The sequence below is a fragment of the Bifidobacterium pseudolongum subsp. globosum genome (assembly GCF_004155535.1).
Classification (GTDB): Bacteria; Actinomycetota; Actinomycetes; order Actinomycetales; family Bifidobacteriaceae; genus Bifidobacterium; species Bifidobacterium pseudolongum_C.
Window position 1 is genome coordinate 66,097 of sequence record NZ_RYUH01000011.1, and the last position, 25,325, is coordinate 91,421.

General features: G+C 64.4%; 25 protein-coding genes. 8 read left to right on the forward strand and 17 right to left on the reverse strand.

Annotated elements, in window-relative coordinates; all coding sequences use genetic code 11:
* Positions 1-61: 61 nt before the first annotated feature.
* Positions 62-979, reverse strand: coding sequence for a tyrosine recombinase XerC (locus PG2093B_RS06210; protein ID WP_129897757.1), 918 nt, complete (start codon positions 977-979; stop codon positions 62-64).
* Positions 980-1,533: 554 nt separating this feature from the next.
* On the opposite strand from PG2093B_RS06210, the gene PG2093B_RS06215 reads away from it, so the two are divergent.
* Both PG2093B_RS06215 and PG2093B_RS06220 read left to right on the forward strand, forming a co-directional pair.
* The gene (locus PG2093B_RS06215; protein WP_129897758.1) at positions 1,534-2,340 is read left to right on the forward strand and encodes an ABC transporter ATP-binding protein; all 807 of its coding nucleotides are present in this window, start codon (positions 1,534-1,536) and stop codon (positions 2,338-2,340) included.
* Positions 2,341-2,348: 8 nt separating this feature from the next.
* Positions 2,349-5,183 (forward strand): ABC transporter permease, encoded by a 2,835-nt coding sequence (locus PG2093B_RS06220; RefSeq protein WP_129897759.1) that lies wholly within the window; start codon positions 2,349-2,351, stop codon positions 5,181-5,183.
* 87 nt (positions 5,184-5,270) lie between these two features.
* Here the strand turns inward: PG2093B_RS06220 and PG2093B_RS06225 are convergent, their stop codons facing one another.
* Positions 5,271-6,428 carry a glycerate kinase gene (locus tag PG2093B_RS06225; protein ID WP_129897760.1) on the reverse strand — a complete coding sequence of 386 codons (1,158 nt, stop codon included), beginning with the start codon at positions 6,426-6,428 and terminating at the stop codon, positions 5,271-5,273.
* Positions 6,429-6,518: 90 nt separating this feature from the next.
* On the opposite strand from PG2093B_RS06225, the gene PG2093B_RS06230 reads away from it, so the two are divergent.
* A complete protein-coding gene (locus PG2093B_RS06230; RefSeq protein WP_026644009.1) occupies positions 6,519-6,767 on the forward strand; it encodes a DUF6725 family protein in 249 nt (82 codons plus the stop codon).
* A gap of 12 nt (positions 6,768-6,779) precedes the next feature.
* Here PG2093B_RS06230 and PG2093B_RS06235 read toward each other — a convergent pair whose 3' ends face one another.
* The 12 genes from PG2093B_RS06235 to PG2093B_RS06290 all read right to left on the reverse strand — a co-directional run bounded on the left by PG2093B_RS06235 (position 6,780) and on the right by PG2093B_RS06290 (position 19,184).
* A complete protein-coding gene (locus PG2093B_RS06235; protein WP_240814948.1) occupies positions 6,780-7,820 on the reverse strand; it encodes a prephenate dehydrogenase in 1,041 nt (346 codons plus the stop codon).
* 53 nt (positions 7,821-7,873) lie between these two features.
* Positions 7,874-8,875 carry a prephenate dehydratase gene (locus PG2093B_RS06240; RefSeq protein WP_129897761.1) on the reverse strand — a complete coding sequence of 334 codons (1,002 nt, stop codon included), beginning with the start codon at positions 8,873-8,875 and terminating at the stop codon, positions 7,874-7,876.
* A complete protein-coding gene (locus PG2093B_RS06245) occupies positions 8,872-9,315 on the reverse strand; it encodes an alcohol dehydrogenase (protein WP_101399479.1) in 444 nt (147 codons plus the stop codon). The genes PG2093B_RS06240 and PG2093B_RS06245 overlap by 4 nt, the downstream gene beginning before the upstream one ends.
* A gap of 138 nt (positions 9,316-9,453) precedes the next feature.
* Complete coding sequence (gene typA / locus PG2093B_RS06250) at positions 9,454-11,382, reverse strand: translational GTPase TypA (protein ID WP_101399481.1); 1,929 nt, start codon at positions 11,380-11,382, stop codon at positions 9,454-9,456.
* A gap of 178 nt (positions 11,383-11,560) precedes the next feature.
* Positions 11,561-12,967, reverse strand: coding sequence for an MFS transporter (locus PG2093B_RS06255; RefSeq protein ID WP_129897762.1), 1,407 nt, complete (start codon positions 12,965-12,967; stop codon positions 11,561-11,563).
* 32 nt (positions 12,968-12,999) lie between these two features.
* Positions 13,000-13,812: an NUDIX hydrolase gene (locus tag PG2093B_RS06260; protein WP_242502841.1), complete on the reverse strand. Its 813-nt coding sequence runs from the start codon at positions 13,810-13,812 to the stop codon at positions 13,000-13,002.
* A gap of 128 nt (positions 13,813-13,940) precedes the next feature.
* On the reverse strand, positions 13,941-14,780 hold the full coding sequence (locus PG2093B_RS06265) for a ParA family protein (RefSeq protein ID WP_129897763.1): 840 nt from the start codon (positions 14,778-14,780) through the stop codon (positions 13,941-13,943).
* A gap of 144 nt (positions 14,781-14,924) precedes the next feature.
* Positions 14,925-15,848: a site-specific tyrosine recombinase XerD gene (gene xerD / locus PG2093B_RS06270; protein ID WP_129897764.1), complete on the reverse strand. Its 924-nt coding sequence runs from the start codon at positions 15,846-15,848 to the stop codon at positions 14,925-14,927.
* A 101-nt stretch (positions 15,849-15,949) separates the two neighbouring features.
* Positions 15,950-16,333: a 50S ribosomal protein L20 gene (rplT, locus tag PG2093B_RS06275; protein WP_022857986.1), complete on the reverse strand. Its 384-nt coding sequence runs from the start codon at positions 16,331-16,333 to the stop codon at positions 15,950-15,952.
* A gap of 47 nt (positions 16,334-16,380) precedes the next feature.
* Positions 16,381-16,575, reverse strand: coding sequence for a 50S ribosomal protein L35 (rpmI, locus tag PG2093B_RS06280; RefSeq protein WP_026644000.1), 195 nt, complete (start codon positions 16,573-16,575; stop codon positions 16,381-16,383).
* A 14-nt stretch (positions 16,576-16,589) separates the two neighbouring features.
* Entirely contained in the window at positions 16,590-17,288 is a 699-nt protein-coding gene (infC, locus tag PG2093B_RS06285) for a translation initiation factor IF-3 (RefSeq protein WP_129897765.1), read from the reverse strand.
* A gap of 255 nt (positions 17,289-17,543) precedes the next feature.
* Positions 17,544-19,184 carry a spermidine synthase gene (locus PG2093B_RS06290; protein ID WP_242502842.1) on the reverse strand — a complete coding sequence of 547 codons (1,641 nt, stop codon included), beginning with the start codon at positions 19,182-19,184 and terminating at the stop codon, positions 17,544-17,546.
* 131 nt (positions 19,185-19,315) lie between these two features.
* Here PG2093B_RS06290 and PG2093B_RS06295 point away from each other — a divergent pair, with 131 nt between their 5' ends.
* The 3 genes from PG2093B_RS06295 to ybaK all read left to right on the forward strand — a co-directional run bounded on the left by PG2093B_RS06295 (position 19,316) and on the right by ybaK (position 21,933).
* A complete protein-coding gene (locus PG2093B_RS06295; protein WP_242502843.1) occupies positions 19,316-20,071 on the forward strand; it encodes a thiamine diphosphokinase in 756 nt (251 codons plus the stop codon).
* A 195-nt stretch (positions 20,072-20,266) separates the two neighbouring features.
* A complete protein-coding gene (gap, locus tag PG2093B_RS06300) occupies positions 20,267-21,325 on the forward strand; it encodes a type I glyceraldehyde-3-phosphate dehydrogenase (protein ID WP_026643997.1) in 1,059 nt (352 codons plus the stop codon).
* Between the two features lie 98 nt (positions 21,326-21,423).
* Complete coding sequence (gene ybaK / locus PG2093B_RS06305; RefSeq protein WP_129897767.1) at positions 21,424-21,933, forward strand: Cys-tRNA(Pro) deacylase; 510 nt, start codon at positions 21,424-21,426, stop codon at positions 21,931-21,933.
* Here ybaK and PG2093B_RS06310 read toward each other — a convergent pair.
* The gene (locus PG2093B_RS06310) at positions 21,925-22,899 is read right to left on the reverse strand and encodes a 4-hydroxy-3-methylbut-2-enyl diphosphate reductase (RefSeq protein WP_129897768.1); all 975 of its coding nucleotides are present in this window, start codon (positions 22,897-22,899) and stop codon (positions 21,925-21,927) included. The genes ybaK and PG2093B_RS06310 overlap by 9 nt on opposite strands.
* A gap of 211 nt (positions 22,900-23,110) precedes the next feature.
* Here PG2093B_RS06310 and PG2093B_RS06315 point away from each other — a divergent pair, with 211 nt between their 5' ends.
* Complete coding sequence (locus PG2093B_RS06315) at positions 23,111-24,061, forward strand: aldose 1-epimerase family protein (protein ID WP_129897769.1); 951 nt, start codon at positions 23,111-23,113, stop codon at positions 24,059-24,061.
* 82 nt (positions 24,062-24,143) lie between these two features.
* Positions 24,144-24,218: a 50S ribosomal protein bL37 gene (locus PG2093B_RS09145; protein ID WP_369803150.1), complete on the forward strand. Its 75-nt coding sequence runs from the start codon at positions 24,144-24,146 to the stop codon at positions 24,216-24,218.
* Between the two features lie 104 nt (positions 24,219-24,322).
* Here PG2093B_RS09145 and PG2093B_RS06320 read toward each other — a convergent pair whose 3' ends face one another.
* The gene (locus PG2093B_RS06320) at positions 24,323-24,550 is read right to left on the reverse strand and encodes a hypothetical protein (RefSeq protein ID WP_230473157.1); all 228 of its coding nucleotides are present in this window, start codon (positions 24,548-24,550) and stop codon (positions 24,323-24,325) included.
* Between the two features lie 53 nt (positions 24,551-24,603).
* Positions 24,604-25,293: a sigma-70 family RNA polymerase sigma factor gene (locus tag PG2093B_RS06325; protein WP_101429886.1), complete on the reverse strand. Its 690-nt coding sequence runs from the start codon at positions 25,291-25,293 to the stop codon at positions 24,604-24,606.
* Positions 25,294-25,325: the final 32 nt, after the last annotated feature.

Below are 25,325 nucleotides of genomic sequence, written 5' to 3' on the forward strand. Positions count from 1 at the left end.
CCATGTTCACCCAATGCGAACCTTCACAATTGCGCCACAACCACACCGTGCAGCGACCGCGCTACGCGCGCGGGAACGCCTGCTGGTAGCGAGATTTGAGCTGCTCGATCGACACATGCGTATAGCGCTGCGTCGTCTGCAGCGAGGAATGCCCCAGCATCTCCTGCACCTCGCGCAGGTCCGCTCCCCCGTCGAGCATATGCGTCGCCGCGCTGTGACGCAGCGCATGCGGTGAGATGTCGGGCACACCGGCACGCGCCGCTTCGCGGTGTACGACACCACGGACCACGCGCTGGTCGATGCGCGCGCCACGCGCGCCAAGGAACAGCGCGTTGCCCGAACGCGGCGTCATGAGGCACGGCCTGCCCTGTTCAGTCCATTGTTCGAGCGCATGCTGTGCGGGCACGCCGAACGGCACGACGCGCTGCTTGTCGCCTTTGCCCGTGACGGTGATTGTGCGGTTGCCGTAGTGCACGCTGCCCAGGTCCATCGAGACCAGTTCCGCGACGCGGATGCCCGTCGCGTACAGCACTTCGAGCATCGCGCAGTCGCGCAGTGCGAGCGCGCGTGCATGCGGGTCGTCGTCGCCCCGTGCGGCTTCGGCGTCGGCTTCGTCCATAAGCGCCCCTGCCTGCGTCTCGTTGAGCACGGCGGGCAGCGTCTTCGGCAGTTTCGGCGTCTTGAGCGCGGACGCCGGATTGTGCGTGAGCACACCGTGTTCGAGCGCCCATGCAAAGAACCGGCGTACCGCGATTGTCTTGCGCGCGAGGCTGCTTTTCGAGACGTGGTGCGACTCCTCCCCCATCCACATCCGCAAGTCGGACAACGTCACACCGTCGAGCTCCGTCTTCCCCGATGCCGCGAGCGCGTCGAGGCATTGGAGCACATCGGAACGGTAGGCGGCGACGGTGTGTTCGCTCAATCCTTTCGCCGCGCGCAGATAATCGACGAACCGTTCGACCGTATACTGTGCGTCCATCCGCTCCCCTGTTCTGTCGACGATGCCGTTTCCACCTCTCACTATATCCATCCATATCCACGGCGCATACGTCCTCGGCAGCGCACGCAACTGCTGTGTGCATATCCGCTGCTTCCCACATTGTGAGACGGACGTCGGCGCGGCGGGGAATCGAGAGGTCCCCCAGCATCGTTGCAATGACGCGGATGCAACCGTCGGTTGCGGGCATTCGGGCGTGGTGCAACGCGGCGTTGCCGCCGAGAGTGTGCGCCATCGGGTATAGCTGGAGTCGTCCTTGACGGGCGGCCCCGGTACGGCCGCACGAACGTGGACATTGTGGCAAACCGCACACGCCGATACGGTACGATGCGGTCATGGGCGGTCCGCCCGTTGAAGTTTCGGACACGATGGAGCAGTGACAGCAGTCACGGCTCCATCCAAGAACAGTGACAGCAGTCACGGCTCCATCGAGACGGTTTCGCGGACAATGGGTAACGGAAAAGCACACGGCAGGCGTCTGGCGCGCCGCCGTGCATCGAATCATCACTACCACCAGATCACTGGGAAAGGTTCATATGAGCAGGAAAACCACAGGCGCACCCGCGCCGAGCAATGATCCGATCGTCGCGAAGGCGGTCGATTTATACAAGACCTATGGAGACACCGACAGCCAGGTGACGGCACTCAACCATGTGAGCGTCGACTTCCGCCGCGGCGAACTCACCGCGATTATGGGGCCGTCCGGTTCCGGCAAATCGACCCTGATGCACTGCATGGCCGGCCTTGACGTGCCCACAAGCGGCCAGGTGTTCGTCGAGAACCTCGAGGTCTCGTCGATGAATCAGAAGCAGCTCACGCAATTGCGCCGCAAGGAGATCGGCTTCATCTTCCAGTCGTTCAACCTCGTACCGACACTGACGGCAGAAGAGAACATCCTACTGCCGCTGCAGATCGCGCACCGCCCAATCGACCGCACCTGGTTCAAGAAGGTCGTGGGCGTCGTCGGTCTGGAGAACCGCCTCGACCACCGCCCGAGCCAGCTGTCGGGCGGGCAGCAGCAGCGCGTCGCATGCGCCCGCGCGATGATGGAGCGTCCGAGCGTGATTTTCGCCGATGAGCCGACCGGCAACCTCGATTCGCGCTCAAGCCGCGAAGTGCTCGAGTTCCTGCGCAAATCCGTGCGCGACTACGGACAGTCGATCGTGATGGTCACACACGACCCGCGCGCGGCGAGCTTCGCCGACCGCGTGCTCGTACTGTCGGACGGCTCGATCACACAGGACATGGACCACCCGACCTACGACGACATCCTCACCGTCTTCGCCGAGCACGACGACCCGGACAACAGCCCGGTCGAGGTCGAGTCCGCCAAGGAGGTCTGAGCCAAACGATGTTCCGCATAGGATTACGAGACACGAAGGCGCATTTCCGCCGCTTCATCATGTCGATCATTGCGATCGCGCTCGGCGTCGCGTTCGTCGTCGGCTCGTTCTGTTTCCGCGAGATGCTCAACGACCAGGTCGCGCAGATGATGGGCTCCAACTCGGATGCCGACGTCTATGTGCGCGGCGCGACCGAGCAGAAGAAGGAGAACGGGGGCAGTGTCACCAGCTACAACAGCACCTACAATGAGATCAGCGCCGACATCATCCCCGACATCGAGGAGATCAAGGGCGTGGCAAGCGCCGACGCGACGCATCAGCTAGGCAACGCCGTATTGCTCGACCATAATGGCGACGCGATGACGACGGTCGGCGCGCCGACGCTCGTCATCGGCTTCGATAAGACCGACCCGTGGCGTTCCGTGCATTTCGTCTCGGGCGAATATCCGCAGACGGATGATGAGATCGCGCTGCTGCAGGACACGGCGGACAAGGCCGGGCTCAAGACCGGCGACACGGCGAAGCTCGTCGTCGACGGCGAGGTGCACGAGATGAAAGTCTCCGGCGTCTTCACGTCGCCATCGACACAGCTCGGCGCGATCCTGATCCTCGCCCGCCCGAGCTTCGTCGAGCACACGCTGCAGCAGGAGGGCGAGGACACGTCGAGCGTCCAGTTCATCGGCGTCTACGGCAGCAAGACGACGCCGCTCGACGAGCAGGCGCAGCAGCAGCTCGCCGACCGCATCAACAAGGAGCTGCCGAAGAGCGCCGACGCGCACGCCGTGACCGGCGACTCGGTGCGTGACGACGCGACGAAGAGCATCCAGGACCAGCTCGGCTTCATCCAGCCGCTCATCCTCATCTTCGCGGCGATCGCATTGTTCGTCGGCGCGTTCATCATCGCGAACACATTCACGATGATCGTGCGCGAGTCGATGCGCGGCTACGCGTTGCTGCGCTCGGTCGGCGCCTCGCCGGCCCAGGTGTTCGCAAGCGTGCTCATTCAGGCCGTCATCCTCGGCCTGGTCGGCTCCGGCATCGGCGTATTGCTCGGCTGGGGTCTGCTCGAAGCGATCGCGAAGGGCATGACAAGCGGCGGCATGCCGCTGTCCGGTTCCCCCGCGCCATCGGCGACCGACGTCATCATCGGTGTGGTCGTCGGCGTCGTCGTGACGATCATCGGCGCGACACTGCCCGCCAAAACCGCCGCGACCGCTCCCCCGATCCAGGCGATGAACGAAACGGTCAATCCGGAGAAGCCGGTCAGGACCCGCGGCTGGATCGGCATCGCCATGGTGCTGCTCGGCGCGGCCTTCTGGGTGCTGTGCTACCTCGACGCCGCGAAGACGGTCGACTGGCAGTGGCTCAAGGACCTCGGTTCCGGCTGGACGCTCGGCCTTGGCGCGGCATTCGTCGTCATCGGCGCGATTGTCTGCGCGCCGGCGTTCGTCGCGCCCGCCGCAAAGGTGCTCGGTTGGATCCCATCAAAGATGTTCCCCGTCACCGGCAAGCTCGCGACGCGCAACATCGGCCGCGCGAAGCGCCGCACTGCGAACACGGCCGCCGCGCTGTTCATCGGCGTTGCGATCGTCAGCTGCCTCGGCGTCGTCGCGACGTCGATGAAGACATCGGTGAGCAACCTCGTCGACAACAACGTGAACGCCGACTATGTGGCGATGACGGCGAGCATGACACAGCCGATCTCGACGAAGGCCGTCGACGCGATCGAGGGCACCAAGGGCGTGGGCGCCTCATCGGCCGTGTATATGCTGCCGACCGTGGAGGCGACGAATGCCGAAAAGGACGTCATGACGGCCGCGATCAAGACCGATCTGCTCACGAAGCTCGCACCAATCGAGCAGCAGGACGGCGATGCCGCGAAGGCGATCGAAGACGGCGAAGCTGCGGTCGGCCGCACGGTCGCCGACGACGAGCATTGGAAGATCGGCGACGTGATCGAGCTTGAATCGGAGAACACGTCGGTCGACGAAGAGGCCACGAAGCAGGCGTCCGAAGCGTACCAGAAGCAGGTCGAGTCCCAGGCGGTGGCGTTGCAGCAGGAAGCGCAGCAACTTGCGGCCTCCGGCGACGTCTCCGGCGCGCAGGCCAAGGCGAAGGAGGCCGAGGACGTCGTCAAACAGGCACAGAACGCCGACCCGAAGCAGTTCGTCAAGATGAAGACCGAGACGAAGAAGGAGCAGGTCAGGATCGGCGCGATCATCGACGACTCCCTGTATGCGGACAGCATCTTCGTCTCGGTGCCGACCGCGGAGAAGATCACAAGTGAAGACATGATGATGGTCACGCAGATGTACGTGCAGGCGAAGCCCGGCGCGAACGTCGAACAGCTCGGCAAGGACCTCAAGGAGACCGTGAAGCCGTTCTACACGGTCTCGGTCCTCACGCGCGACGAGTTCAAGTCGTCGATGAGCTCGATGATCAACTCGATGCTCGCGATCATCTACGCGCTGCTCGCGTTGTCGATCATCATCGCGATCTTCGGCATCGTCAACACGTTGGCGCTCAACGTGTCCGAGCGTACGAAGGAGATTGGCCTGCTGCGCGCGATCGGCACGTCGAATGGCCAGGTGCGCGGCATGCTCGCGATCGAGGCGGTCATCCTCTCGGTGTTCGGCACCATCGTCGGCATCGTCGTGGGTGTGGCGGCTGGTGTCGTCATCCGAGCAGCCTACGAGTCACAGGGCATGACGACGTTGACGATTCCGTGGGACCAGCTCGTGCTGTTCCTCATCGTCGCGATCCTCGTCGGCCTCGTGGCGAGCATCTCGCCGGCGCGCCGCGCGCTCAAGCAGCCGGTGCTGGACGCCGTCGCGAGCGAGTAACGGCAACTGTTTTCGCCCCAACGGAAGGAGGGTGCGCCCGTCACCATGGTGACGGGCGCACCCTCCTTCCGTTGTTGTCTGGTCTCCCTAGACCCGCGGAGTCATGCCCTTCGCGCAGGCGATCAACCGGGTCACGTTCGCAGCGCAACGTTCCAGATTCTCCGCACCGCAAGCGAGCGCCTGCCGCAGGCTCTGTGGGCCAGGCACGATGCCGAACACGGCATCGATGCCCTGGCTGTACAGCTCCTCGACGCCACCGCCCACATTCCCGGCGAACGCTACGACCGGGCAATGGGGTGCGGCTTCTTTCACTGCACGGGCCACACCGATCGGCGTTTTGCCGTATTGTGTCTGGCTGTCGATGCCGCCTTCGCCGGTGAAGCACCAATCCGCGCCGGCCGCCAGCGTATTGAGCCCGGTCGCCTCCACCACGAGGGACACGCCCGACTGCATCTGTGCATTGGTGAACGCGAGGAATCCAGCTCCAAGGCCTCCTGCGGCGCCAGCCCCCGGCACGGCCTCCACGTCACGGCCAAGGTCGCGCGCCACAATCGACGCGTAATGGTGCAATGCCGCATCGAGTTCGGCCACCATCAATGCATCGGCGCCTTTCTGGGGGCCGAAGACCGACGACGCACCCTGTGGGCCGGTCAGTGGATTCGTCACGTCGGAGGCCAAGCGGATGCTGGCCGTGGCGATCCGCGGGTCAAGGTCGGAAGCATCAATGGCGGCAAGGTCGGCGAGCGCCGCGCCGCCGAAGGGCAGCTCCCCTCCGTGGGCATCCAGCAGGTGCGCGCCGAGGGCCTGAGCCATCCCCGCACCCCCGTCGTTCGTGGCGGATCCGCCGAGGCCGATGATGAACGCCGTGACACCATGGTCGAGTGCGTCGCGAATGAGCTCGCCCACACCATAGGTTGTGGTGATGCGCGGGTCGCGGGTCGTCTCGTCCACGTAGCCGATGCCACTGGCCGCGGCCATCTCGATGACCGCCGTCCGCCCATCGCCCAGCATGCCATACTGTGCGTGCACCGGCGTGCCCAATGGCCCGGTCACCGTCGCCTCGAGCAATGTGCCGCCGGTCGCGTCCACGAGAGACTGCACCGTGCCCTCGCCACCGTCGGCCATCGGCACGAGCACGCATTCAGCATCCGGCAACACATGGTGCACACCGTGTTCCATTGCCTCAGCCGCCTGCCGTGCGCTCATGCATCCCTTGAAGGAGTCTGGTGCGATCACGATCTTCATGCGACGCCTCCATTGGCATGGCTGACTCGATGGACCGGGCGGTATGATGAGGTGCTGCAGCATAGACCGCCCGATGCCAAGGAGACCCCCATGCGACTTCCCGAGACCATTCCCGCAGGCGCGCGCATTGTGGTGCGCACATACGCCGGGCTCGACCCGCATACCGGCAGACAGCAGTACCGCGACGTCGTGGGCCATGTGCGGGCTTGGGACGGCACGACGCTCGAGATGACGCGCGACGCCGCCGCCAATGGCTCACGGCCTGCACAGGACGTGAGCATCGACGCCGCGAGCATCGCGATTCTCAAGCCGGTGCCCGAGCGTCCGCGGCGCCGTTGAGGCGCCACAGGTTCAGATGGTGGGGTGACGTTCGGCGAGCGCATGGTGCCCCGAGGTGAAGCGCACAATGTATTCACCACGTTTGGCTGACTCGAGGAAGTCACTGCGCCAATGCTCCGGGTGGATGCGCAGCGTGGTGAACACCGTCTCGGTCTCCCCGCTGTTGCGGTTGGCCAGATGCTGCTTGAAGTCGCGGTATGGCTGGCCTTCTGTGAAGAACCGGTGGATGGCGGCCACATCGTCATCACGCAGGGCGTCGGCGAATTCGGTGAGACGGCTGGCCATCTGGCGCAGCAGGACCTCCACGTTCTGGCTGTTCTCCACGACCATCGCGCATGTGCGGTCCGGGTCGGTGAGCGCCACACGCGTCATGTCGCGCCATGATCCCGCCGACAGTTCGGCGGCGATGTTGCGGTCGGGGTCGGCTGTCATCTGATTGATCAGCGCCGTCGAGACGACATGCGGCATATGCGAGATCAGCGAGGCGGCGCGGTCGTGTGTCTCGTCGTCGATGACGATCAGTGAATTCTGCAGGCCGCGCGTGATCAGGCCAGCCACCTGCACGATGCGCCGGTATTCGGTGTGCTCGTCGTAGGTCAGGGCCCACAGCGCATTGTCGAAGATGCCCGGGTTGGCGGCCGTCCAACCGGAACGCTCATTGCCGGTCATCGGGTGTGCGCCCACATAGCAGTCAGTGATGCCTGCGGCGTGCACCTGCTCGCGCACCAAGCCCTTCACGCTGCCCACGTCGGTGAGCGTTGTGCGCGCCGGGTCGATGATCGGCTTGATCGTCTGCAGGATCTTGGGCATCGCGACAAGCGGATTGCACAACACGAGCACATCCGGCTGGGCCTCCACGAGTTCTTCGAGGGTGTCTTTGCACTCAATACCGATGCGCGCCGCAGTCTCATACGGGTGCGCGCGGTGGTTCCATGCACTGACGGCGCAACCCGCGGAACGCAGACGGACCGCGAGCGAACCACCGATGAGCCCGAGGCCGACGATGCCCACGTGCTGCGGGCATTCGATGCCGTCTGCGGCGATCGCCGGCAATGTGGACGTGACTTCAACCGGGGCTGCCGCCGGTGGTGTAGGGGTGTGTGCTTCTACCACAGCAGTTCCTTTCTCATGGACGCATCGCCTTGCCATGCCTCCTGCAAGGTTCCTGCATTGCATCGTACGCCCCCTTGTGGAAGCATCCATTCATCCACGGGCGGATGCGGGCGTTCTTGGCGCGGGTAGACGGCGAGTGTCTTGAGCCAGTCGCCGTGCTCCGCTATCTCGATGAGCGTTTCACGGAAACGCGGTTCCCACGGCGCCGCATCGAGGGTCACGATGAAACTGTAGGTGCCATCGTGCCCCTTGATCGGCCTAGAGATGAAACTCGTCATGTTGAGTCCCGCGTCACGCACCACGTCGAGCAGATCGGCGAGCACGCCCGGGCCAGTGGCCAGGGGGATGAACGTGAGGATCGATTCGAATTCGCGCACACCGCGCTCCCGTGCCCCGGCGAGCAGGCGTTGCACACGGTCGCGGGGGGCGACGACGAGGAATTCGGTGCGGGCGCCGGTGAAGTCCTCGACATGTGCGGCCACACGTTCCAATCCGTAGAGCTCCCCACAGATGGACGGGCCAAGGCCCACCTCACCCTCGCGTAGGTCGCGGCAGGCGGCGGCATTCGACGACGCGGGCACGGCGCGCATGCCGTAGCGGTCCGCAAAGGCGCGACATTGCGCCAAACCGTGCGGGTGGGCGGTGACGACGGAGCAGGATTCGAGGATGTGGTCACGATCCTGCGCGTGCTGCGCGGTCGCGGCGGTCACGAATGCGTCGAACGTCACATCCACACCGACACGCATGAACGCGGCCACGTCAGTGGCGTCGATCATCATGTCGAGATTCGGCACCACGTAGCCTTCCACATTGTTTTCCCAGGCGATCACGCCCAGCCCCTCGCCGGCTGCCACATGGCGCAGGATCTGCGGCACGTCGGCGCACGCATGCAACCGTGCGTCATGCTCGCCGTGGCTTGCAAGACCTTCAGCCGCAGCGATCGCCGCCTGATGAGTGAATGTGCCTTCGGGGCCCAGATAATATACGTCGGTCATTGGCGCTTCCTGTCCGGAATCGTGAACCAGCGCGCGGGCAGGAACAGCATGATCGCCTGCAGCAGAATCGAGCCATACAGCCAGATCACGCCGCAATACAGGCTGAGCCACGGCAGGGTAGAATCGTGGAAGCCCACAATGACCGCGTCACCGTTGGGCCAACCCTGGGCGATCATATAGATCAGCAATGTGGAGCACAGCATGTGCACGGCGAATCCGGTGATGCCACCGCGCGAGCGCGCGCACCACGCCGACATGCCAAGCAATGCGAACGCGATCACCAGACCGATCGGCATGTTGTACGCGGCGCCGATGCGCGAGGCGAATGTGGCGACGAGGGCCGATCCCAACGCCGAAAAGACGGTGATGAGGGTGCGCACCGGTGCGCTGCGGCGATGCGACCACGGTTGGCTCGTGTCCTGCTGCTGTGGATTGCTCATATCTGCCCAGTGTAAGCCGACCGCGCAACTTCGCCCGGGGCAGCATCGGGCGTAGGCGCCCGAATATGCGTGGGCGGGGCCCGCACAATCCACTGTGCGGGCCCCGCCCATGTCATCCCCGTTTGCGGGGTTCGGCGCTTACTTGGTCGCGTTGTTGTTGGCGCGGCGCTGCTTGGCGCGCCACTTGTACCAATCCTCACGGTTGAGGATGATCTTGCGGATGCGGATCGATTCCGGCGTGACCTCCACGCACTCGTCCTCATTCGCGAAGTCGAGCGACTCCTCGAGGCTCATCTTGATCGGCGGCGTGAGCGTCTCAAGCACGTCGGCGGTGGCCGAGCGCATGTTCGTCATGTGCTTGGCGAGCGTGATGTTCACATCGAGCTCTTCGGGCTTGTTGTTGACGCCCACGACCTGGCCTTCGTACACCTGCGACTGCGGCTCCACGAAGAAGTTGCCGCGCGCCTGCAGGCGCTGCATGGCGTACGGGGTCGCGGTGCCCTGGCGGTCGGAGACCATCGAGCCGTTCTGGCGGGTCACGATCTGGCCGGCCCACGGCGCATAGCCCGCGGAGAGCGACGACGAGATGCCGGTGCCGCGCGTCGCCGAAAGCAGCGCGGTGCGGAAGCCGATCAGGCCGCGCGACGGCACGGTGAACTGCAGGCGCACCCAGCCGGAACCGTGATTCGACATCGATTCCATGCGGCCCTTGCGGTCCGCCATGAGCTGCGTGACGGTGCCCATGTATTCCTCGGGCACGTCGATCGTGGTGGATTCCATCGGCTCGCACAGCGTGCCGTCAATCGTCTTCGTCACGACCTGCGGGCGGCCGACGGTCAGCTCGTAGCCTTCGCGGCGCATCTGCTCGGCGAGCACGGCGAGCGCGAGTTCGCCACGGCCCTGCACTTCCCATGCGTCCGGGCGGTCGGTCGGGATGACCTTGATCGAGACATTGCCGATCAGCTCGCGGTCCAGACGGTCCTTGATCATGCGGGCGGTGAGCTTGTGGTCCTTGCCTTCGGTGCCGGCGAGCGGGGAATCATTCGTGCCGAAGGTCATGGAGATGGCCGGGTCGTCCACGTGGATCAGCGGCAGCGGGCGCGGATCGTTGGGGTCGACGATTGTCTCGCCGATCATGATGTCGTTCACACCGGCCACGGCCACGATGTCGCCGGGGCCAGCGGAATCCACCGGAATGCGGTCGAGGCCCTGCGTGCGCAGCAGCTCGGAGACGCGGAAGTTCTCGATCGAGCCATCCACACGGGAAAGACCGTAGGTCTTGCCCTTCTCGAGATTGCCGTTGTAGATGCGCACCAGGCCAAGGCGGCCCAGGAAGTCGGAGGAGTCGATGTTCGCCACATGCGCCTGCAGCGGGGCATCCGGATCGTATTCCGGAGCCGGGATGTTCTTGATGATCGCGTCGAACAACGGCTCGAGGTTGTCGTTGTCGGGCAGTTCGCCGTTCGCGGGCTGGTCCGTGGAGGCGTAGCCCACCTTGGCGGCGCAGTAGATGACCGGCAGGTCGAGCAGCGAATCGAGGTCGAGGTCCACGCCTTCCTCGATCACGTCCTGGGCCAGACCGAGCAGCAGGTCGGAGGCTTCGCCCACCACTTCCTCAATACGCGCGTCGGGGCGGTCCACCTTGTTGACGCACAGGATGACAGGAAGCTTGGCCTCAAGGGCCTTGCGCAGCACGAAGCGGGTCTGCGGCAGCGGGCCTTCGGACGCGTCGACGAGCAGCACAACGCCGTCGACCATCGAGATGCCGCGTTCCACTTCGCCACCGAAGTCGGCGTGGCCCGGCGTGTCGATCACGTTGATCGTGATGCCTTCCGGGTGGCCGTACTTCTCGGCGAGCGGGCCGGTGTATTCCACGGCCGTGTTCTTCGCGAGGATCGTGATGCCCTTCTCGCGCTCGAGATCGTTCGAGTCCATGACACGGTCGGGCACTTCCTCACGCTCGTTGAACACATGGGACTGCTGAAGCATTGCGTTGACCAATGTGGTCTTGCCGTGGTCAACGTGAGCCACAATTGCCACATTACGAATATCGCCGCGAACCGCCATTGCTGTTTTCTCCTAAAAAGTATTGATGCTCTCGTGTAACCGGTGGCATGACATAGGCATTCACCATTCGTACACAAACCGGCACAATACTACGCGCACATGCTGACACGATGATTGCGTGCAGCCCTCTCGACCAATGCGAGAAGGCTGCACGCTCAGGAAGGTCAGACTGGTCCGCTCAGTCGTCGAGCGATGCTCCCGTGCGCTCCGGCAGGAACAGCGCCGCGACGCAGGCGAACACGAACGACGCCGCGAACACGATGAACGCGATCGACTTGTTGCCACCCGAAAGCGTGAGGAACCACGGCACAAGCAGCGGTGCCACAATCGCCGCGACACGACCGCATGCGGCTGCGGCGCCGGCTGCGGCACCACGCAGACGCGTCGGGTAGATCTCTGGCGTGACCGCGTACAGCACGCCCCATGCGCCCAGGTTCGACGCGGACAGCAGCATGCCGAAGCACAGCACGGCGGTGACTGTGGAGGACCGCGAGAACAGGAACGCCGCCACGGCGGATGCCGCGAGGAACACGCTCAGCGTGGTGCGCCTGCCCCAACGCTCCACGAGCCATGCCGCCAAGAAGTAACCGGGCAGCTGTGCGAGCGAGATGGCCAGCGTGTAGCCGAAGGACTTGGTGAGCGAGCCGAACTGGTCGGCGAGCAGGCTCGGCATCCATGTGAACGCGCCATAATACGAGAAGTTCACAAAGAACCATGTGGCCCAGATCGCCAACGTGATCGGCAGGTATTTGCGGCCGAACAGTTCGCGCGTGCGGATCTTGGGGAGTTTGACCGCCTTGGCGCTCGCCACCGGACGCACGCCACTGGCCGCCTCGAAGTAGCGCACCGACCGTTCGGCGCCATCATCGTCGCCGCGCGATTCGAGGAACCGCACCGATTCTGGCAGTTCACGGCGCACGATGATCGCATAGAGCAACGGCAGTGCGCCGATCAGCAGCGCCCAACGCCAACCCCAGTCGCCGGTCGTGGGGATCACGAAATAGCCGATCATGGCGGCCAGGATCCAGCCGATGGCCCAGAAGGATTCGAGCAGCACCGTCATGCGGCCGCGCTGTTTGGTCGGCGAGAACTCCGAGACGAGCGTGGAGGCCACCGGCAGTTCGGCGCCAAGTCCCAAGCCGATTACGAAGCGCGCGGCGAGCAGCATGCCGAGGGTCCACGAGAACGCCATCGCGCCATTGGCGACGCCGAAGATGATCATCGTAGCGGTGAAGACGGTCTTGCGGCCCCAACGGTCGGCGAACCAGCCGCCGAGCGCGGCGCCGATCGCCATGCCGATGAAGCCGATCGAGAGCACCCACGACTTCTGCATGGCGTTGAGGTTGAAATGCGGGTCAGCGGCGATAGCCGTCACCACGAACGAGACGAGGCCCACGTCCATCGCGTCGAACGCCCAGCCCACGCCGGAGGCGACGAGCAGGCGGCGGTGCGCCTTGTTGAGCGGCAGGCGGTCCAGGCGCTCATTGCGCGTGAGCGGGGCGCCTTCGCGGTCAACGGGTTCCGGTTCTATACGTGGGGCCGGCGCGCCGGCAATGGCTCCGGCGGTGATTTCGGCAGCCGTCATCATAACCTCCAGGGGGAAACGGCGGGTGAATGTCAATCGTGAAGCAGAGCGGTGGTCAGCGATCCGAGCGGATTATCATCCGCACAGGCGCGTTCTGGCGCAGTGTTCATATGCTCGAGCTGCTCGCCTTCGCAGCCTGCGGGGAGCCATGGGGCGCCCGCATCGTCCAGCGCGCCCGGGCGGAACCGGTAGAGCGCGGCCGGGCGTTGCCGCCCTTCGCGCAGCACTCCCCCGGTCTCTTCGAGCAAGCCGGACGCGAGCATGCGGCGCCGGTAGTTGGCAACGTCGACGCGCTCGCCTCGGATCGCCTCGGTCAGAGCATGCAATTGGCGCAGCGTGAACGGTTCGCCGACGAGCTGGCGCACCACGCGCGGGCTGTCCATGCGGTGGCGCAGGCGCCACAGCGCATAGTCCACGATCGCGCGGTGGTCGAACGCGAGCGGCGGCAGGTCGTCGTCGGCGAACCACTGCACGTTGTGCCGCGGTTCGAGCTGCGCCACATCCGCCTGGCCCACGAGCGCCCAGTAACACACCGAGACCATCGGCACTCCCCCGTGCGAGCGCGCGGGGTCACCGAAGGTATAGAGCTGTTCCAGATAACGCGGGCGCAGGTCGGTCGTCGAGGCGAGCGTCTCGTACGCCGACTGTTCGAGCGACCGGTCGGCGCGCAACGGGCCTCCCGGGAGCGCCCACTGTCCGAGGAACGGCTCGCGCACGCGGCGCACGAGCGGCAGCCAGAGGCGCCGCCGCCCGTGCTCGCGCGCGGGTTCCAACGCCAGGATGACGGAGGTCACGCCCACCTGTGGCGGCTCATGCCGCCGTTCGCTGACGTTGCCCCGGTTCATGATGGCTCCTGACGATATGCTGAACTCTTGCTTCCACGGCGAGCCTATCAGTAATAGTCAACGTGACTATAAGTCAGGGCCGCATTGTGGACATACCATGCGATGCGGTTGTGTGGGTGCGCGGCGCCTCAGGCGACGATGCCCTTGGCGATGAGCTCGCGCGCGACCTCGCGGTATTCGCGCGCGGTCTTGTGGTTATGCGCATAGTACGTGATCGGCGCAGCCGCAACGTTGGCATCGGGCAGCTTGATCGAACGCGAGATCACCGAGTGGAACACCTTGTCTCCGAACGCCTCGTAGATGCGCTGCATCACTTCGTCGCAGTGCAGCGTGTGCGTGTACATCGTCACGAGCACACCGTACACCTCAAGGCTGGGGTTGATGCGCGACTGCACCTTTTCGATGGACTGCATGAGCAATGCCACGCCACGCAGGGCGAAGAACTCGGCGGCCACGGGGATGATCACCCCGTCGGCCGCGGCGAGCGCGTTCACCGTGAGCAGGCCGAGGGACGGCTGGCAGTCGATGAAGATCGCGTCGTACTCATTGACGATCGGCCGCAGCACGCTCGCGAGGATCTGCTCGCGCCCCACTTCCGTGACGAGCTGCACTTCCGCCGCGGACAGGTCGATGTTCGCCGGGATGATGTCGAGCCCGTCGAATTTGGTGTGCTGGATGATCTCATGCACGTCGATGCGCGGGTTGAACAGCGCGGTGTAGATCGTGTTCTCGAGCGCGTTCGCGTTGATGCCGAGACCCACGGTCGCGGCGCCCTGCGGGTCGAAGTCCACGATGAGCACGCGGCGGCCGTACTGGGCCAACGCGCCCGCGATGTTGATCGAGCTCGTCGTCTTGCCTACGCCGCCCTTCTGGTTGCACATGGCGATGACCCGCGCGGGCCCATGCTGCCGCAAAGACTCAGGCACCGGAAAGGTCTCGTATTCTCGTCCAAGCAAATCCGTAGGCATACAGCTCTCTTTGATCAGTCCGTGCACATCCTTGAGGCGTCCCCACCCGCGCCGCACGCCGGATGCGCACCGCGGGATGGCCGAGGGGGCGCCGTATTCCTCATTGGTTCTCAAGTGTACCGCTTCACCCGCACAGCGCGTCGCCTATTTGGCGCGTGGGTGAGCGGTGATGTAGGTCTCGATGAGCTTGTCGGGGCTGATATGCGTGTAGATCTGCGTTGTCTTGACCGAGGCATGCCCCAACAGCTCCTGCACCGTGCGCACATCGGCGCCCCCTTGGATCAGGTGCGTGGCGAATGAGTGGCGCAGGGTGTGCGGGTGGAGCGGGCGGTCGATGTGCGCGCGTTCGCCGGCGCGCCGGATCACCTCCCACACCGATTGGCGCGACAGGCGTTTGCCGCGCAGATTGAGGAACATGGCGCGCATCTCCTGCTCGCCCTTCGCCTTGGCCGCAAGGGCCGGACGGCCGTGGCGCAGATACCCCTCAAGTGCGCGGCGCGCGTAGTCGCCGAACGGCACAAGCCGCTGTTTGCCCCCCTTGCCCATGAGCCGCACCACGCATTCGTCGAAATCGACGTCGTCGAGATTCACCCCCACAGCCTCGCTCACACGGCAACCCGTGGCGTACATGAACTCCAACAACGCGCTGTCGCGCAATCCCACGGCGTCCTGCGGGTCGGCGGTCTGCGCAGCCTGCAGCAGCGCGGTCACCTCGTCCACATCGAGCACGTCGGGCAGCTTGGAGCCGGTCTTCGGGGCGCGCACCTGTTGCGAGACGTCGTCGGGCACCATGCGCTCGCCGAGCAGGAAGCGGTGGAACATGTGCACGCTCGCGAGATGCCGGGCGCGGCTCGTGCCGCTTTGGCCGGCGAGGGCCAGCGCCTGCATGAACGCCTCCACATGGAGTGTGGTGATCTGCCGTGCGTCGTCGATGCCATGGTCGCCGAGCCACTCGATATAGCGGTCGAGGTCACGCCGGTAGGCTTCGACCGTCGCATGGGCGAGCCCTCGTTCCACGTCGACGTAGGTGAGGAACCGCGATTCCATCATCTGCAGTGCGTGTGCCATCCGCGCTCCTTTGCTGTGCTCGATGTGCGGCTGTCAATGCAAAGAGCCGAACCCGCGCACGGCTGGGTTCGGCTCTTTGCGATCAGTGCGATGCAGTCGGCTCAGGCGGCAACCGGAGCGTTGACGTCCTCAGGCAGCGCGGCCTTGGCCTGCTCGACGATGGCCTTGAACGTGTCGGGATCGGACACGGCCAGCTCGGCGAGGGCGCGGCGGTCCAGCTCGATGCCGGCGAGGCGCAGGCCTTGGATGAAGCGGTTGTAGGTGATGCCTTCGTTGCGGACGGCGATGTTGATGCGCTGGATCCACAGCTTGCGGAAGTCACCCTTGCGGGCCTTGCGGTCGCGGTAGTTGTAGTTAAACGAGTGGAGCAGCTGTTCCTTCGCCTTGCGGTACAGGCGGGAGCGCTGGCCACGGTAGCCCGAAGCCCTTTCGAGTACGGTACGACGCTTCTTGTGTGCGTTCACTGCGCGCTTGACACGTGCCATTTGATTTCCTCAGCTTTCTAACGTATTCCCAATGTCTGCGGTGCGGTTCAGCGACCCAGCAGGCCCTTCATCTTCTTTGCCTGTGGCGTCGACAGGACGTCGTCACGCTTGAGCGCGCGACGCTTGCGAGCAGACTTGTGCTCGAGGTTGTGGCGCATGGCGCTGCCGGCATGCATCACCTTGCCGGAACCGGTGATGCGCACACGCTTGGCTGCTGCGGTCTTTGTCTTCATCTTCGGCATTGCTGCCCTCCTTGTTATTTCTTCGTTTCGGAAGTCTCGGTGGCTTCGGAGACCACGGCCTTCGCCGCTTCGGCCTCCTGCGCCTTGGCCTCTTGCTTGGCGGCGAGGCGGGCGGCCTGGCGCGCCTGGCGTTCGGCGCGGGATTCCGCACCGCGGCGGCGCTGCTCGGACTGCGTGTGGACCTTCTTGCCCTTCGGCGCCAACGTCATGATGATGTTACGGCCCTCTTGCTTCGGCGCGGATTCAATCGAACCCGACTCTGCAACGTCGTCGGCGAGTCGCTGCAGCAGCTCCACACCGCCGATCGGGCGGGACTGTTCACGGCCACGCAGCATGATCGTGACCTTGACTTTGTCTCCGCCATTGAGGAAGCGCTCCACATGGCCCTTCTTGACTTCGAAGTCATGGTCGTCGATCTTCAGGCGGAAGCGGATCTCCTTGATCTCAGCCGTGCTTTGGTTGCGGCGCGCTTCACGCTGCTTGACCTTTTCGTTGTATTTGAACTTGCCGTAATCGATGAGCTTGGCGACCGGAGGTTTTGCGTTCGGTGCCACCTCGACGAGATCGAGGTTCGCTTCCTTCGCCAGGTTCAGGGCCACTGAGGTGGCGATGACGCCGACCTGTTCGCCGTTCGGTCCAATAAGACGCACCTGTGAGACGCGAATCTCGTCGTTAATGCGTGGTTCGTCGCTAATGATGACTCCAATCCTCATATGGTTGTATGCGCGGGCCCCTTGGCACACACCGTGATCGGATTCAACAAGCAACCGTGCGCATGCTCAGCACGCGACGGCATGACGCCCATATGCACACCGGCCTGCTGCCGTATGCGATTGCGTGCCTCATGCACGCCGGAGGCGTTGCCTTGAACCCGAAACCACAATGGGCTTCCAGGTGGGTTTCCCACTTTCTTGATTGCTCAAGCCTTGTCGAGTATAGCACAGCCCCCGACAACAGCCATCCGCGTGTCAGCGCACTTCGCGCAGTAGTCCCCCGATGCCTTCGTCGCGCAGGATCTTCCGGTACGGGCCCGCCTGTTCGGCGATGATGCCGTCGATCGCGCGCATGCCGAGCACTTCCACGGGCGCCTTGTCGTCGGTGAGCACCACTGGCCGCCTCCCCACATGCACCGGTTCGAACACCGGATCGACCTGGTCGACCGCACGGTCGAGGGCCGTGCTCCCCGCGTGCATCGCCGCGATCCGCTGGCCGATGGACGGCGACGACGCCGAGCCGCGCTTGAGCGCGAACAGCTCGCGGTTCGTGGTATGCGGCACATCCGCCGTCACGATGTTCGCCTCGCCGAACACGCTGGCGATCGTGTCGGTGAGCGCCTCGTTGATCGACCCTTCGCCGTCGCTGATCATGTTCATGTTGACGACCATGACGCCGCCGTCGTTGAGATGCTCATGCACGAGCGTGAAAAACTCCTTGGAGCTCATCTGGAATGGGATCGTGATGTCCTGATACGCGTCGACCATGATCACGTCGAACCGCTCGTGGCTCGCCGCAAGCCATGCGCGCCCGTCGTAGGTGGCCACGCCGATGTCATCCGGCTCGTCGAAATACGTGTTCGCCAGATGGGTGATCTTGCTGTCGATCTCGACGCCCGTCACTGCCGTCCCCGGCGAATACTTGCGCAAGGCGCGCGCATACGTGCCGGTGCCCATCCCCAGGATCAGCGCGGAGTCGGCGTGCTCGGCGATCGCGGGGGCGGCGAGCGCGACGTCGTAATACATGCCGGTGGGTTCGTCGCTCTTCATCGTCACCGACTGCACACCGAAGAGCACGTTCGTGGAGAGGATCGTACGGTCGGGCAGATCCTGCACCTGCAGGTAGTTGTACATCGATTCGCCCTCATACGCGAGCGTGCGCTTGTCCATCCAGAACGCGAAGCCGGTGAGCGGCGAGCACACCGCACTGACCGCGAACACGACCACGCTGACCGCGCACGCCACGCGGTGCACATGTGCGGACAGGAAGTAGATGACGGGCAGCGCAAGCAGCAATCCGGAGAACACGAGGAACGTGACGAACGTACCGACGGCCGGGATGGTGACGAAAGTGGGCAGGAATGTGCCGAGGATCGAACCGACCGTGTTGCAGGCGGACAGCCGCCCGACGACCGACGCGTTGTCTTCGAGCGAATCGGTCGCGAATTTGTTGAGCGCCGGCGTCACCGTGCCCAGCAGGAACAGCGGCGGCACGAAGATGACCATGCAGCAGACGAACGCGGCGACCGTCAGGAAGTTCGTGGAGACGGTCACGATGAGCGCGCCGGAGACGAGCATCACAATATATTTGCCCACAAGCGGGATCAGCGCGATCCACACGGCCGCCACGAGCACGCGCATGTACATGCGGTCCGGGTCGGGGTCGCGGTCCGCCCACCTGCCGCCGAACACCGCGCCCAACGCGAGCGCGATCATGATCGTGCCGATGATGATCGTCCACACGATCTGCGAACTCGAGAAATACGGCGCGAGCAGGCGCTGGGCACCGAGTTCGGCCGCCATGACGGCCATGCCCGAGACGAACTCGGTGACATACAGAAACACCTTCGACGCGAGGATCGGCCGCTTCACGCCCTCGGCACTGCTCACTTCCATGCGACTCCTCCCACTGTGCGCCCGGCGCGCGTCCATTGCGCGGCGCGGCAAGTACATATACATACGGTACGGTGGCTTACACAGTACACAACATGCACTGCGCAAGCCAACACACAACCCAAGGAGCGGCCATGGCACCGGTACGGACGGCGCGCACACCCCTGCCCACCTGCGTGGTATTCGCGGCCGGCGAGTACTACCACGAGCCGATCGACGTGCCGCCCGGCGCGTTCGTCGTCGCCGCGGACGGCGGTTACGACCACGCGCGCGAACTCGGTGTGCGGGTGGACGCCGTGGTCGGTGACTTCGACTCGGTGCACAGCGCGCGCGGCACCATCGGCGCCGAGACCGTGGCGCTGCCGCCGCAGAAGGACGACCCCGACCTGCTGAGCGCGCTGAAGATCGGGTGGGCGCACGGCGGGCGCACATTCCACATCTACGGCGGGTTGGGCGGGCGCGTCGACCACACGATCTCCAACATCCAACAGCTCGCGTTCATCGCCGCGCACGGCGGCATCGCGTTCCTGCACGGCGCCGGGCAGGTCGTGACCGCCATATGCGACGCGGCGCTCACGTTCCCCGCGCACCCCGTGCACGGCACGCAGTACATCTCCGTGTTCGCGCACAGCGACGAGGCGCGTGGCGTCGACGAGCGCGGGCTCGCGTACGAACTGCATGACGCGACGATGACGAACCTGCAGGTCAATGGCCTGAGCAACGAATTCGTGGATGGGCTCAGCGCCGAGGTGCGTGTGCGCAAGGGACTCCTGACCGTCGTGTTCGACGCCGCCGCACCGCTGCCCACGCTCGTAGGTGCGCCTGCGGCGGCCGAGACGCTTGGCGCGCCTTCCACCCATGTGAGCGCGGCGCTCGCGGATCGCGGATAGTTGCGCTCACAGCGCATGATTGCCGACGGCGTGGGCTGGGGGCCGTTCAATGCAACCGTTCGCAGCCAATTCCAACGGTTTTCGACGCGCAGGGCGGCCACCTTGGTCAAGCAACGCCACTAGAATGGGGCACGTTGGTTAACCACGCCGACGGGCGTTCATTGGCCGCCGGCTGTTCCCCAAGGGAGTAATTACATGACAGTGAAGATTGGTATCAACGGCTTCGGTCGTATCGGTCGTCTCGCATTCCGTCGTATTTTCGAGTTGCAGGAAAAGGGCGGCGAAGCTGCTGACATCGAGGTCACCGCGATCAACGACCTGACCTCGCCGCAGGCGCTTGCATACCTGCTCAAGTACGACAGCACGCACGGCGTGTTCAAGCACGTCGACGGCACCCCGGTCGACGTCAAGGCCACCGATTCCGCCATCGTCGTCGACGGCAAGGAATACCCGGTCTACGCCGAGCGCGACGCCCGCGACCTCAAGTGGGTTGCGAACGACGGCGTTGAGTTCGTGCTCGAGTGCACCGGCTTCTACACCTCCGCCGAGAAGTCCCAGGCTCACCTGGACGCCGGCGCCAAGAAGGTCCTCATCTCCGCCCCGGCCAAGGATGAGACCACCCCGACCGTCGTGTTCGGTGTGAACCACGACATCCTGAAGAAGGACGACAACATCGTCTCCGCAGGTTCCTGCACCACCAACTCGATGGCCGCCATGGTCAAGCTGCTCAACGACAAGTGGGGCATCAAGGCCGGCTTCATGACCACGATCCACGCCTACACCGGCACCCAGATGATCCTGGACGGCCCGCGTGGCAACAAGAGCGGCCGTGCACTGCGCGCCGCCGCCGTCAACACGATCCCGCATTCGACCGGTGCCGCCAAGGCCATCGGCAAGGTCGTGCCGGAAGTCAACGGCAAGCTGCAGGGCCACGCCCAGCGCGTGCAGGTTCCGGACGGATCGATCACCGAGCTCTTCACCGTGCTCGACAAGGAAGCGACCGTCGACGAGATCAACGCCGCGTTCAAGGACGCCTTCGAGGATTGCGCCTACTACGGCTACAACGATGACGAGATCGTCTCCGGCGACATCGTCGGCGACACCCACGGTGGCGTCTTCGATCCGACGCAGACCGACGTCAACGAAGTGGACGGCGTGACCATGGTCCGCACCGTTGCCTTCTACGACAACGAGTACGGCTTCACCTCGAACATGGTGCGCACGCTCGAGTACTTCGCCGAGATCTCCGAGTGATTGACCGCGCCTAGCGCGCGCCATCACTGACCCATCAGGGCTTTCGCTCACGCGGAAGCCCTGTTTTGTTGCCATACGCCAGCCCTACACTGGTGCACATGGGCAAAAAGAAACAGAAGGCGGCCGCCACACCCGCCATCGCACAGCTTGAGCAGGCGGGCATCACGTTCACGATCCACGAATACGAACACAGCAACGACGACACGGAAGGGTACGGCCTCGAAGCCGCGCGCAAGCTCGGCTATGACGAGCGGCAGGTGTTCAAGACCCTGATGGCCGACACCGGCGACGAGCGTGTGATCGGCGTCGTGCCGGTCAATGGGCATATGAGCCTCAAGGAGCTTGCGCACGCCGTGGGTGCGAAGAAGGCGGAGATGGCCGACCCGAAAGTCGCGATGCGCGAAAGCGGCTATGTCGTCGGCGGCATCTCCCCACTCGGCCAGCGCACCAAGCATAAGACCGTGCTCGACAAGTCGGCGATGGAGTTCAGCGAGATCCTCGTGTCGGGCGGCAAACGCGGCCTGAGCCTCGGCGTCAATCCGCACGATCTGGTGCAGGTGCTCGACGCAGTCGTCGCGCCGATCGGCACGACGAAGAAATCATACTGAACGCAGCGCCTTCGGCAGCACGAAGTGCATGTTCTCTTGGATCGTCTCGACTGTGCTGACCTCAGTGAACCCGAGCTCCTGCAGCCGTTCGACGACCCCGGCGACGAGTTCGTCGGGCACCGAGGCGCCTGAGGAGACGCCGACCGTGTTCACGCCGGCGAACCATGCGGGGTCCATTTCGGCGGCGTCGTCGACGCGGTGCGCCTCGCCGCGCGCGCCGAGCGCCTCGTTCGCGACCTCCATGAGCCGCACCGAGTTCGACGAGTTCGCCGAACCGACGATGACCATGCAATCCGCCTGCTGCGCCACGAGTTTGACAGCTTCCTGCCGGTTCGACGTGGCGTAGCAGATGTCCGAGCTCGGCGGCAGTTCGATCCACGGGAACCGCCGCTGCAGGGCGGCGATCACATCCGCTGTCTCATCCACGCTGAGCGTCGTCTGCGACAGCAGCACGAGCTTGGTGCGTTCAGGGAAGTCGAGCCGCTCGACGTCGGCGGCATGTTCGATCAGGTGCACATGCTCGGGCGACTCCCCCACCACGCCGACGGCCTCGTCGTGGCCGTTGTGCCCGATGTAGACGATCTCGTACCCTTCGCGCACAAACCGCAATACTTCGCGGTGCACTTTGCCCACGAGCGGGCACGTCGCATCCACAATGCTCAAGCCGCGCGCGTCGGCCTCACGCTGCACTGCGGGGGACACGCCGTGCGCCGAGAACACGACCGGAATGCCGGCTTCGGCGGCGGCGTCCGGAATCTCATTGAGTTCCTCGACGAACACGGCGCCACGGCCGGCGAGCTGTTCGACGACATGCTTGTTGTGCACGATCTGCCGGCGCACATACACCGGCGGCAGGCCATCCGCACGGGGCCCGGCCGTGCGCAGAATCGTGTCGACCGTTTGGATGGCGCGGTCCACGCCGGCGCAGAATCCGCGTGGATTCGCCAACACAATGCGTTTCGTCATGATGTCCTTTCGCAGTTCGCCCCCAATAGTAGACCACGGCGTTCACCATGCGCCAGCGGTGCCCTGTGATGTTGCGCACAGACCCGTCCACATACGCACATCGCATGTGAACGGTCACATGAGCGGCTAAGATAGGGAGATGTGCGCTGTGCGCATCGTTGTGGCGCGCAGCACCGGCACACACACCTTACCGACAATGGAGTATGCATCTATGGCTGTCACCCAGCTTCCCCCTCGCACGGGCCAACAATATACCATCACTTTCGGTGATTACACCGCCGTCATCACCCAGCAGGGCGCAGGATTGCGCCGCCTGACGTGGCAAGGCAACGACGTGGTGGTGCCCTTCGGCGCCGACGACGTGCCCACCTGCATGCGCGGCCAGCTGCTCGTGCCGTTCCCCAACCGCATCGAAGACGGCGAATACACCTTCGAAGGGCAGACCTACGAGCTGCCGATCGACGAGCACGAACGCAACAACGCGATCCACGGCTACGGCTACCGCCACTTCTGGACCCTCGAGCGGCTCACCACGTCGTCCATGACGCTCTGCTGGCGCACACCGAACCTCGCGGGCTACCCGTTCGACGTGCTTGTGCACGTGACTTACGAACTCGATGAGGACGGCCTGCATGTGCAGGTGCACGCGGAGAACCATGGCGGTGAAGACGCGCCGTGGGCGTTGGCCATCCACCCGTGGATCGCCAACGGCGGCGACGCGTATGGAGACGCGATCGACGAGCTCAACGCGCAGTGCACGCTCGAACTACCCGCACGCACGCATGTGACGATCAACCAGAACCTGATCCCCACCGGCACCGAGCCGGTGGACGGCACCGCATACGACTACCGCGAGCCCAAGGCCCTCAGCGCGCAGCCGATCGACGACGCGTGGACCGACCTCGAGCATGACGCCGGCGGCACGGTCACCGCCATGTTCACGCGCATCGACGGCATCCGTGTGCGCATCACCGGCGACGAATCGATCACGTCGTACCAAGTGTGCGACGCGAGCGGCTTCCCCGAGCCAATCCACCCGTGCGGCGTGGCGATCGAACCGCAGACGGCGTATGCGAACGCCTTCAACACGGGCATCGACCTGATCACGATCGCGCCGGGCGAATCGTCCACGACCAACATGCTCATCGGAGTCGTGCGCTGAACGCGCGTGGCGGCACGTCTGGGCGCTATGCGATAATCCTGTAGGCATATTGGCTAGAACCGTTCTACAAAAGGAGTCCATTATGGGTATGCGCGGACGTAAGCGTAAGGCTCGTCGTAAAAAGGCTGCGAATCACGGCAAGCGTCCAAACGCCTGATCCGTGGGCGGCAACGCCTTGCCGCGAGCAATGTGAAGGCCCCGCAATCATCCAACGATGATTGCGGGGCCTTCACATTGCTCGCATGCTTCGGCGCGGTGTGCTCACGCGTCGTCGTGGCGGCGGATCACCGTGTGGTGGATGATCGCCGAACCACAGCATTCGTCAAGCGTCACACGCAGCCGTTCATACAGGCATTCGGGGGCCTGCTGCGGGCGCAGGTACGCGCGCATCGCCTCGATCATGAGCCGTTCACGCTCATCGCAACATGTGCGCGGGTCGAAACACTCCTGGTCCTGTGCGTCTTCCGCCTCATGGTTTGCAGTGGTCATCTCTTCGCTTTCGGTATCCATGTCGCCGTCCGGGAACCCATGCTGTTGCGTGCTCATTGCGCCGCCTTTCCCGAAGCACCGACCAATTCACGGTCACTATGAGATTCAACGGATTTGCCGGTGGTTTTATTTCCACGCGCCGTTTTGCCATACCCACGGGCCGCGGCGTACTCCGCGAGCTCCTGCTTGAGCTGGTTGCGCGCGCGGTTGAGGCGGCTCATCACCGTGCCGATCTTGATGCCCTGCTCATCGGCCACCTGTTGGTACGATTTGCCGTCGATCGCGGCATCGATGAACACCTGCCTGCGTTCCTCGGGCAGCTTGTTGAGCGCGGCCATGATCTCTTCGGGGGCGAAGGCCTCGAGATACTCCTGCTCGGCGGAACGCAGCCCCTGCGACGCATGCTCGGACGCCGCATAGATGTCCCAATCGTCGTACTCCCCCGTCGAATCGTTGGCGCGTTTCGGCCGGCGCTTGGCCTTGGCGTATTGGTTGAAGAACGCGTTGCGTTCGATCGTGGTCATCCACGCCTCGAAATTCGACCCCGGCTTGAACGTGTCGAACGCCTTGAACCCACGCTCGAAGGTGTCTTGCACCAAGTCCTGCGCGTCTTCCGGGTTGTTGGTGAATTTCATCGCCTGCCGGTACAGCGCATTCACCGCGGGCATCGCCAGCTTCTCGAAGCGGGCCCGCTTCTCTTCCATGGTTTCGGCTTTGCTGTCTTGTTCGGTCACGCTGCCCATTCTACGGCACCGCTGCGTGATTCGCCGGTGTC

Coding starts and splice junctions, on each gene's coding strand:
- PG2093B_RS06310 (WP_129897768.1), bottom strand. CDS start 22,899: ATGACGAAACGCATTGTGTTGGCGAATCCACGCGGATTCTGCGCCGGC.
- PG2093B_RS06240 (WP_129897761.1), bottom strand. CDS start 8,875: ATGACCGACGTATATTATCTGGGCCCCGAAGGCACATTCACTCATCAG.
- PG2093B_RS06245 (WP_101399479.1), bottom strand. CDS start 9,315: ATGAGCAATCCACAGCAGCAGGACACGAGCCAACCGTGGTCGCATCGC.
- PG2093B_RS06225 (WP_129897760.1), bottom strand. CDS start 6,428: ATGAAGATCGTGATCGCACCAGACTCCTTCAAGGGATGCATGAGCGCA.
- PG2093B_RS06260 (WP_242502841.1), bottom strand. CDS start 13,812: ATGAACCGGGGCAACGTCAGCGAACGGCGGCATGAGCCGCCACAGGTG.
- PG2093B_RS06290 (WP_242502842.1), bottom strand. CDS start 19,184: ATGGAAGTGAGCAGTGCCGAGGGCGTGAAGCGGCCGATCCTCGCGTCG.
- gap (WP_026643997.1), top strand. CDS start 20,267: ATGACAGTGAAGATTGGTATCAACGGCTTCGGTCGTATCGGTCGTCTC.
- rplT (WP_022857986.1), bottom strand. CDS start 16,333: ATGGCACGTGTCAAGCGCGCAGTGAACGCACACAAGAAGCGTCGTACC.
- PG2093B_RS06255 (WP_129897762.1), bottom strand. CDS start 12,967: ATGACGGCTGCCGAAATCACCGCCGGAGCCATTGCCGGCGCGCCGGCC.
- PG2093B_RS06265 (WP_129897763.1), bottom strand. CDS start 14,780: ATGCCTACGGATTTGCTTGGACGAGAATACGAGACCTTTCCGGTGCCT.
- PG2093B_RS06295 (WP_242502843.1), top strand. CDS start 19,316: ATGGCACCGGTACGGACGGCGCGCACACCCCTGCCCACCTGCGTGGTA.
- typA (WP_101399481.1), bottom strand. CDS start 11,382: ATGGCGGTTCGCGGCGATATTCGTAATGTGGCAATTGTGGCTCACGTT.
- PG2093B_RS06220 (WP_129897759.1), top strand. CDS start 2,349: ATGTTCCGCATAGGATTACGAGACACGAAGGCGCATTTCCGCCGCTTC.
- infC (WP_129897765.1), bottom strand. CDS start 17,288: ATGAGGATTGGAGTCATCATTAGCGACGAACCACGCATTAACGACGAG.
- PG2093B_RS06320 (WP_230473157.1), bottom strand. CDS start 24,550: ATGACCACTGCAAACCATGAGGCGGAAGACGCACAGGACCAGGAGTGT.
- xerD (WP_129897764.1), bottom strand. CDS start 15,848: ATGGCACACGCACTGCAGATGATGGAATCGCGGTTCCTCACCTACGTC.
- PG2093B_RS06210 (WP_129897757.1), bottom strand. CDS start 979: ATGGACGCACAGTATACGGTCGAACGGTTCGTCGATTATCTGCGCGCG.
- PG2093B_RS06230 (WP_026644009.1), top strand. CDS start 6,519: ATGCGACTTCCCGAGACCATTCCCGCAGGCGCGCGCATTGTGGTGCGC.
- ybaK (WP_129897767.1), top strand. CDS start 21,424: ATGGGCAAAAAGAAACAGAAGGCGGCCGCCACACCCGCCATCGCACAG.
- PG2093B_RS06215 (WP_129897758.1), top strand. CDS start 1,534: ATGAGCAGGAAAACCACAGGCGCACCCGCGCCGAGCAATGATCCGATC.
- PG2093B_RS06325 (WP_101429886.1), bottom strand. CDS start 25,293: ATGGGCAGCGTGACCGAACAAGACAGCAAAGCCGAAACCATGGAAGAG.
- PG2093B_RS06315 (WP_129897769.1), top strand. CDS start 23,111: ATGGCTGTCACCCAGCTTCCCCCTCGCACGGGCCAACAATATACCATC.
- rpmI (WP_026644000.1), bottom strand. CDS start 16,575: ATGCCGAAGATGAAGACAAAGACCGCAGCAGCCAAGCGTGTGCGCATC.